Here is an 876-nt window from a genome sequence, read left to right as displayed (position 1 = left end):
GGCCATGGCCGGCTGCGAGGAGCGGGCCGCCGCCCGGTGCCGCCTGCCGGGCACGCTGCCCGGCCACGACCCGCGCGGGGTGATCGGCCGGTCCTCGTACCCGGCCCGCTCGGACTTCTGGACCGGCGCCGGGCTGCCGGAGGCGGCCGTCCGGGCGGTGTTGGCCGCCGTGCGCGGCTACGCGCGGGCGACGCCGGCCGGTGGGCGGGGCGTGGTCCAGTTCCTCGGGGAGTGCGGCGGGGCCATGAACCGGCCGGCCCCCTCCGACACCGCCTTCGTCCACCGCGACAGCGCGTTCCTGTCCCAGTACCTCGCCTACTGGCCCGAGTCCGCGTCGGCCGGCGAGGTGGCCCGGCACCAGGGCTGGCTCGACGGGCTCTGGCAGGACCTGCGCCCCTGGGCGAGCGGTCGCGCGTACCAGAACTACGTCGATCCGAAGCTCGTCGACTGGCGCGCCGCCTACTACGGGACGAACCTCACCCGCCTCCAGGAGGTCCGACGCGCCCATGACCCGAACCGGTTGTTCCGCTTCCCCCAAGCGATCTAGGGAGCCCCGCATGCGACGCACCTTGACCATGGCGGCGGCAGCGACCGCGCTGGCGCTGCTCGGCGGCCCGCTGCCGGTCGCCGAGGCCGGCACCGCACGGGCCGTCGGCCGGTGGTCGGTCCGGGAGGCGCAGTCCTTCTGGACCGCCGAACGAATGGCCTCCGCGACTCCGGCGCCCCTCGCACCGGACGCCGCCCCCGACGCGGCCGACACGGCCGTACCGGCCGGCGCCCGGGGCGCGGGCCGCGCCCCGGATACGGCCGCCGGCGCGGCCGTCACCCCGGTGACCGCGCCCGCGGCCTCCGCCTCGGCCGGCCCCGTATCCCGAC

1 protein-coding gene and 1 pseudogene are annotated in these 876 nt (G+C 78.1%); both read left to right on the top strand.

The window, feature by feature from the left end:
- A partial coding sequence (locus ADK55_RS16260; RefSeq protein WP_199826539.1) for a BBE domain-containing protein occupies window positions 1-547 on the top strand: 547 nt, incomplete at its 5' end.
- Between the two features lie 10 nt (window positions 548-557).
- Window positions 558-876, top strand: a pseudogene (locus ADK55_RS16255) (hypothetical protein); the annotation flags it as partial.

This window comes from Streptomyces sp. WM4235, from assembly GCF_001279725.1.
Lineage (GTDB): Bacteria > Actinomycetota > Actinomycetes > Streptomycetales > Streptomycetaceae > Streptomyces.
The sequence above is the reverse complement of the archived record's forward strand: the minus strand, read 5'-3'. Positions and strand labels throughout refer to the sequence as shown.